The sequence below is a fragment of the Pseudomonas sp. IT-P4 genome (assembly GCF_949767755.1).
GTDB classification, from domain to species: domain Bacteria; phylum Pseudomonadota; class Gammaproteobacteria; order Pseudomonadales; family Pseudomonadaceae; genus Aquipseudomonas; species Aquipseudomonas monachiensis.
In genome coordinates, this window is sequence record NZ_CATKPX010000032.1 from 52,262 (window position 1) to 59,599 (window position 7,338).

5 protein-coding genes are annotated in these 7,338 nt (G+C 62.9%); 2 read left to right on the forward strand and 3 right to left on the reverse strand.

The annotated features are described in order from the left end of the window. Positions 1 to 2: 2 nt before the first annotated feature. The gene (locus tag ACM6IT_RS13100; RefSeq protein WP_414918143.1) at positions 3 to 599 is read right to left on the reverse strand and encodes a flavodoxin family protein; all 597 of its coding nucleotides are present in this window, start codon (positions 597 to 599) and stop codon (positions 3 to 5) included. Between the two features lie 321 nt (positions 600 to 920). On the opposite strand from ACM6IT_RS13100, the gene ACM6IT_RS13105 reads away from it, so the two are divergent. After that, complete coding sequence (locus ACM6IT_RS13105) at positions 921 to 3,725, forward strand: ATP-binding protein (protein ID WP_414918144.1); 2,805 nt, start codon at positions 921 to 923, stop codon at positions 3,723 to 3,725. Here ACM6IT_RS13105 and ACM6IT_RS13110 read toward each other — a convergent pair. Continuing rightward, the gene (locus tag ACM6IT_RS13110) at positions 3,690 to 5,174 is read right to left on the reverse strand and encodes an ATP-binding protein (RefSeq protein ID WP_414918145.1); all 1,485 of its coding nucleotides are present in this window, start codon (positions 5,172 to 5,174) and stop codon (positions 3,690 to 3,692) included. The two genes, ACM6IT_RS13105 and ACM6IT_RS13110, sit on opposite strands and share 36 nt — an antisense overlap. A 151-nt stretch (positions 5,175 to 5,325) precedes the next feature. Then, positions 5,326 to 6,276 carry a GlxA family transcriptional regulator gene (locus ACM6IT_RS13115; RefSeq protein WP_414918146.1) on the reverse strand — a complete coding sequence of 317 codons (951 nt, stop codon included), beginning with the start codon at positions 6,274 to 6,276 and terminating at the stop codon, positions 5,326 to 5,328. Positions 6,277 to 6,609: 333 nt separating this feature from the next. Here ACM6IT_RS13115 and ACM6IT_RS13120 point away from each other — a divergent pair, with 333 nt between their 5' ends. Further along, entirely contained in the window at positions 6,610 to 7,332 is a 723-nt protein-coding gene (locus tag ACM6IT_RS13120) for a pirin family protein (protein WP_409079459.1), read from the forward strand. The last annotated feature ends 6 nt before the right edge of the window (positions 7,333 to 7,338 follow it).

Below are 7,338 nucleotides of genomic sequence, written 5' to 3' on the forward strand. Positions count from 1 at the left end.
CCTTAACGAGGGTTGGGGGTGAAACAAACCGGTAACAGGTTCATGCGATCGGCCAGGCGCGCCACCCGCTCGCCCAGGTGCGCGGCGGTGCAGCGATCCTCGGGGGGTGGCGCATCGTCTGGGGATTGCTCGACATTCGACTGGGCCATGGCGCCCAGCGAGCTGCCCAGGCGATTGAGTTGGCCGTTGAACGCGCCGGTGCTGGAGCGTGCCGGCAGCAGGTCGAGGCCGACCCAGATCATCGAGTGCTGGGCGGCGAACACCGCCATTTGCAGCAAGGTGTTGAGCTTGTCGCCGCACAGGCTGCCGGAATTGGTGAAGCCCGCCGCGAGTTTGTCGCGCCAGGGCTGGGTCAGGTAGAACGCCGCCGTGGCCTCCATGAACGCCTTGAAGGCCGCCGAGGCGCTGCCCATGTAGGTCGGCGCGCCGAAGATGATGGCGTCGGCGCTGTGCAGCCGCGCCCAGTGCCCGTCCACTTCCTCGACCGGGATCAACTGGCAGGTGCTGCCCAGGTGCCGCTCCACGCCCGCGGCAACGGCTTCGGCCATGACCCGGGTGTGCCCGTAGCCACTGTGATAGACCACCACCACGTTGCTCATTGCTGTGTCCTTAGTGGGAGCGGCTCGCGGCTGACTGACATTTCATCCCTGCCTTCAGTGGAAGTTGAAGAAGGAGAGTTTTGGACGCAGAGCGGACGCAGGACGAGTTAAACGTTGTTAATTTTCCTTGGCGCGCAAAAAGCCCCGGCACGTCCTGCCCATCTGTCGCACCCAATGTTTTCGGGACCGACAGCCACTGGCCGATACGCTAGAGTCAATGCCTGCCCCTTCAGTCACCCGGGCGGCGCATTGCGCTCTGTAACAAACCTGAGGAATATGCTCGAAAACCGCGTACTAGACGGATGCAGCAGGAGCGACTCGTTGACCCTTTCCCCCGAACAGGCTGTGCATTTCGGTCCCTACCGGGTCTACCCCGACCAACGCCTGGTGATGGAGGCCGACCAGCCTTTACGCCTGGGCCGACGCGCCATGGACATCCTGTTGATCCTGCTTGAGCACGCCGGCAACGTGGTCAGCAAGCAGCAACTGATCGCTCGGGTCTGGCCCAACAGCGTGGTCGAAGACATCAACCTGCGGGTCCACATGGCCGCGTTGCGCAAGGCGCTCGGCGACGGTCAGGCCGGCCAGCGCTACATCGTCACCGTGGCCCAGCGCGGGTACAGCTTCGTCGCACCGCACTCACTGGACCAGGCCGAGCAACTGTCGGCGCCCACCGCCCCCACGCCGGGCCGGCATAACCTGCCGGTGCGTCGCACGCGCATGATCGGCCGGCGGACGCTGGTCGACAATCTGGTGGTGCAACTGCCACGCCAGCGCTTCATCACCCTCGTCGGCCCCGGCGGCATCGGCAAGACCACCGTGGCCTTGCGAGTCGCCGAGCAAATGATCGGTCGCTACCCGGACGGCATTCGCCTGCTGGACCTGGCCCCGATTAACTGCCCGCTGATGATCGACGGCCACCTGGCGACATTGCTCGAACTGGCCCTGCACGACGACCAGCCCCTGGGCGGTCTTGCCGACTGTCTGCGCGACAGGCGAATGCTGTTGGTCATCGACAACTGCGAACACCTGGTCGACGCCATCGCCCAGCTCTGCGAAAACATTCTGCGCAGTGCGCCGCACGTGCATATTCTCGCCACCAGCCGCGAGAGCCTGCGGGCCGAAGGGGAATTCGTCCAGCGCCTGGAATCACTCGACTGCCCGCCGCCCATCGCCGTCCTCGACCGCGCCCAGGCCATGACCTTTTCCGCCCTGCAACTGTTTGTCGAGCGGGCCATGGCCAGCCATGACAGCTTTGAACTGACGGACGATGAGCTGCCGCTGTTGATCGAGATCTGCCACCGACTGGATGGCATTCCACTGGCCATCGAACTGGCGGCGGCGCAGGTGGGCAACTTCGGATTGCCCGGCTTGCTGGCGCAACTGCAAAGCAGCTTTCGGGTGTTGACCCAGCCCTGCCAGACGCCCCTGGCACGCCATCAGACTCTGCGCGCGACACTGGACTGGAGCTTCGAGCTGCTCAGCGCCTGCGAAAAGACCTGCCTGCGCCGACTCAGTGTGTTTCGCGGCAGCTTCACCCTGGAGTCGGCAGCGGCGGTGATTGTCGGCGAACACATCGAACCCCGCGAAGTGTTCGGCTCGATCACCCAACTGGTCGCCAAGTCCCTGTTGAACGTCGAGGTGGGCGACGAGGATGTCTTCTACCGCCAGCTCGACACCACCCGCAGCTATGCCCTGGAAAAACTCGGGCAAACCACCGACCTGCCCGGCACTCGGGAGCGGCATGCCGAACGTTGCCTGGCGCTGATGCAACAGGCGCAGGACGACTGGGAGAAAACCCCGACCGGCCTGTGGCTCGAACGCTATGGTCGGGCCCTGGAGGACATCCGCGCGGCCCTCGATTGGGGTTTGCACGCGCAAGGGCCGCAGGCACTGGCGATACGCCTGGCCGCGGCGTCCACGCCCCTGTGGCAGGAGCTGTCACTGCTCAAGGAACACGGCGGTTATGTGCGCAAGGCGCTGGCCCTGCTCGAACAGTCTGCCCAACCTTGCCCGCGCTTGCAGATGGCTCTCAAGCTGGCCCTGGGCAGTGCCTGTTATCACGCTCAAGGCGCCAGCGCCGAAACCATTGGCGCGTTTGTCAGTGCCAGAGTCCTGGCCAGCCGACTCAATGATGTGGCCGGTCAGTTGCGGGCGATTTCCGGACACCTGACGGTCAATCTCAGTTGCGGCCAATACCAGATGGCCCTGGAACAGAGCCGACAATTCGATCGGCTGGGGCTGCATGACGACGCCCTGATGTCCCTGAGCATGCATCGTTTGCGGGTGCTCGCCCTGCACTTCTGCGGCGATCAGCAACAAGCCGGCGAGCATGCCGGACAGGTGCTGCAACGCATGGCCCAGAGCGGTCATCTCAACCGTTTCACCCATGGCTTCGGCGTGCAATACGACCAGAGCGTCGCGGCGCTGACCATCCACGCACGCATCCTCTGGCTGCAAGGCCAACCGGAACAGGCCTGGCGCGCAGCCCGGCAGGCACTGGACATCGCGCTCCAGATCAACCACGGCACGTCGATCTGCTACACCCTGGCGCTCGCCGGCTGCCTGATCGCCCACTACAACGGCGACACCCGCAGCGCCCGCGAACTCCTGCGCCTGCTGCTGCAACAGGCGCAGAAACACTCGGTGCTGCTGTTCCATGACTGGGCGCAACACTACGCGCGGGTGATCGGCGGCACCGAGGTGCAGCCCATCGGTCGACAAAGCGTCGGTTTGATCAAGGACATCATGGTCACGCTGGATTCAACCTGTGTCGACCATGATCTGCTCGAACGTGCGCAAAGCGGTGTTTCGGACTGGAGCACGGCGGAGATTCTGCGGGCCTGGGCCAGCACGTTGCTGGCAACGGATTGCCCGGTCAAAGCCGCGACGGCAGAAACCGTGCTGCTCAAGGCACTCAACGTGGCAAAGACCCAGGGTGCCCTGGCCTGGGAGCTGCGTAGCGCCACCTCGCTGGCGCAACTGTGGCAGCGTCAGGGACACAGCCAAAGGGCGTATGACCTGCTGGCCCCGATCTACCAGCGCTACACCGAAGGTTTCGCCACGCCCGACTTGATGTCCGTTCGCCGGCTACTCGACGAGTTGCAATGCCACCTGCCCGCCTGAAGGCCGGCTCGTTTGACTGACGTAACCGGCATAACGCGTTTCAAGGGCGCGCAACTCACCACTGTGTTCGAGTTTTTCCAGGGCGTAGGTGCGGGTGGTGTTGAGGAATCGGTAACGGGTCACACCACCGCCCTGCTCCTGGGACAGCAGTGATTTGAGTGTGAGGTTGTCCAGCACCTCGATCAGTTCGGCGACCGGCAACGCGTCGCAGCTGATCACCCCTATCGCGGCATCCTGGGTAAAAGCCATCTTGAACACCGCCAGTCGCTGCAGCACGGTTTGCTCTACGGCAGTCAACCGTTCGTAGCTCCAGTCCAGCGCAGCCTTGAGCGTCTGGTGCCGGGGCACGGCCGTGCGGCGACCCTGGGACAGCAACTGAAAACAGTTATCGAGTTGCGCTTGCAACCCCACCAGCGCCAGCGCATCGATTTGCGCCGCCGCCAACTCAATCGCCAGCGGCAGGCCATCGAGGCGTCGGCAGATTTCCCGTACGGTCTTGAGGTCTTGCTCACGCAGGGTGAACCCTTGCTGACGAGTTCGGGCACGGCTGACGAGCAACTGCACCGCCGAATAGCCCATGACCTCGGCAACACTGCGCAGCGCGGACGCCGGCGGCACCGCCAGCGGTGGCAGACGCATGACGGTTTCGCCCGCTGCCTTGAGCGGCTCGCGGCTGGTGGCGAGGATCGACAGTCGCGGCAGCGCAGCCAGCAGCGTCTCGATCAACGTCCGGCAGCGTTCGAGCAGGTGTTCGCAGTTGTCCAGGACCAACAAGGCATGCCGCTGCGCCAGCGCCTCCAGCGTGGTACCGACTTCCAGCCCAAGGGTATGTGTGAGGTGATCGGTCACGTGCGCCGGGTCTTCGATCGCCGCCAAGTCGACCAGCCACACGCCGTGCCGATAGTGCTCCAACAACAGTTCGGCCACGCGCAGCGCCACGGTGGTCTTGCCGATCCCGCAAGGCCCGGCCAGGGTCATGAATCGGCGCACCGGCAACTGCCGCACGAGGCTGCCGACTACCGCATCGCGCCCGGTGATCGGCGTGAGCCGCGCCGGCAAGTTGTGCAAGGGCTTTTTCAAGGTCTCGCTCGGGAACGCTACGGGCTGCGGCGAATGCTGTACCGAGGCGACAAAACTGTAGCCGCGCTGGGGAATATTGACGATGTAGCACTGTCCGTTCTGCCCGTCGCCCAGGGCTCGGCGCAGGGCGGCAATGTGTACCCGCAGGTTGATTTCTTCGACCACGGAGCGCGGCCAGACCTGCGCAATCAACTCTTGCTTGCTGACCACCGAGCCTGCGTGCTCGACCAGCACCTGCAACACGTCAAGGGCGCGGCCGCCCAGGCGCAGCGGTCGATCGCCCTCCAGCACCAGTCGCTGACTGAGGTGGAAAGCGTAGGGTCCGAATTGCAGCACCGCTTCGCTGTTCAAATCTCTGAGGCTGTTCATGGGCTGTCACCCGCGGCAATCCTGGTTTCCAGCCCAGGCTCCGCACCGTCCTTGCAATGAGTTCAGCGGTATCTTGGCAGGCCTCGGTGACGGTACAACTGCCACGGAGGGAGCGTCACGGCCATTGCGGTGCGCATGACGGACACGCGCGCTAGCTGAACTGCTCGCGGTATTGGGTCGGGGTCAGGCCAAGCTTTTCACTGAACAGAAAACGCATGTGGCGCACGCTGCCGAAGCCGCTTTTGAAGGCCACGGTCTTGAGCGGCAACTCGCTGGTTTCCAACAGGTTCCTGGCGCAGTCGATGCGTGCGCTTTGCAGAAACTCCATCGGCGTCATGTTCACTTCCCGGGCGAACACCCTGGCGAAATGACGCGGGCTCATGTTGGCCAGACCGGCCATGCGTTCGATGCTGTAGGTCTCATCCAGATGTTCGAGCACATGGTTCTGCACTCGGGTAATCGCCGTTTCATGAGGGGCCACCGCCGCCATCAACGGGCTGAACTGCGCCTGCCCACCCTGGCGTTTCATGACCACCAGCAACACCTTGGCCACGTCCTGGGCGACTTTTTTTCCATGGTCCTGGGCCACCACCGACAAGGCCAGGTCAATCCCCGCGGTGACGCCACCGGACGTGATCAGGTTGCGGTCCTGGACGAAGATCTGATCGGTCTCGACGGTCGCTTTCGGAAAGCCCTTGATCAGCCGCTCGGTGTAGTGCCAGTGGGTGGTGACGCGATAGCCGTCGAGCAAACCCGCATGCCCCAACACGAACGCCCCGGTGCAGATCGAGCCAAAAGCGGCGGACCGGCTGACGTTGTGCCGGAGCCAGTCGAGCAATAGCGGATGCCTTTCGTTGTAGGCACCGGGACCACCGGGCACCAACAGCAAATCAAAACCCTCGCAGGCCTGGTCGATGTGCCGGTCGGCGTGCACGCTCACGCCATTGGACGCCCGCAATGCGCCGGGCTCGGTGCCGATGGTCGACAGCACGTAGTGATCGTCGGGTTTCAGGTATCGATTGGCGATGGAAAACACTTCCATGGGTCCGGCCATGTCGAGCAGGAGAAAGTCGGGAAACAGCACCATTGCCACGGTTTTCATGGATTGGAATTCACTGGGATCAATAGGGTCGGCACACCAATCCTTGTGGGAGCGGGCTTGCTCGCGAAGGCAGTGTGTCATTCACCATCATTTAGCCTGACACGACGCCTTCGCGAGCAAGTCGAATCGTCGCACCGCCGCTCCCACAGGATTCTTGCCATGCATTATGGCTAAGTACGACGTAAAGGTTGGAAAAGAATAGCTGATTCGCCCTCATAAACTGTCAACCTGTTCGAGACAGTATTTCAATTTTCATCTACTTATTGCACCAGCCAGTAACCATTAACCTTCTCCTCACTCGGACGAATTCACGTCCCCACAGGAGATTTCATCATGCTGACTCTTCGCAAAGCCTCGGATCGTGGCCTGGCCAATCACGGCTGGTTGAAGTCGTTCCATACCTTTTCCTTCGCCAGCTATCGCAACCCGAAAGAGCAGGGCTTTTCCGACCTGTTGGTGATCAACGACGACCGTGTGGCCGCCGGCAAAGGCTTCGGCCAGCACCCGCACCGCGACATGGAGATTTTCTCCTATGTGCTTGAAGGTGCCCTGGAACACAAGGACACCCTGGGCACCGGTTCGGTGATCCGCCCTGGCGACGTACAACTGATGAGCGCAGGCAGCGGCGTGGCTCACAGTGAGTTCAACCACTCGAGCACCCGGGCGGTGCACTTTCTGCAGATCTGGATCGTGCCCGACGTCAGCGGCGCCAAACCGCGTTATCAGCAAGAGCATTTCAGCACCCAGAAGAAACGCGGACGCCTGCAACTGATCATCTCGCCGGACGGTGCCAAGGGTTCGCTCAAGGTGCGTCAGGATGCACGGGTGTATGCCGGCCTGATCGACGGCAAGGAAAGCGCCACCCTGGAGCTCGCCGCCAACCGCTACGCGTATGTGCACGTGGCCCGGGGCAGCGTCGAACTCAACGGTGTGCTGTTGCAGGAAGGCGACGGTGTGCGGGTTCGTGATGAACAGATGCTGACCTTGAGCAACGGCGTGGATGCTGAAGTGCTGGTGTTCGACCTGCGCCCACAGGAACTGCCGCAAATGCCATAACACCTT

Coding starts and splice junctions, on each gene's coding strand:
- ACM6IT_RS13100 (WP_414918143.1), bottom strand. CDS start 599: ATGAGCAACGTGGTGGTGGTCTATCACAGTGGCTACGGGCACACCCGG.
- ACM6IT_RS13115 (WP_414918146.1), bottom strand. CDS start 6,276: ATGAAAACCGTGGCAATGGTGCTGTTTCCCGACTTTCTCCTGCTCGAC.
- ACM6IT_RS13120 (WP_409079459.1), top strand. CDS start 6,610: ATGCTGACTCTTCGCAAAGCCTCGGATCGTGGCCTGGCCAATCACGGC.
- ACM6IT_RS13110 (WP_414918145.1), bottom strand. CDS start 5,174: ATGAACAGCCTCAGAGATTTGAACAGCGAAGCGGTGCTGCAATTCGGA.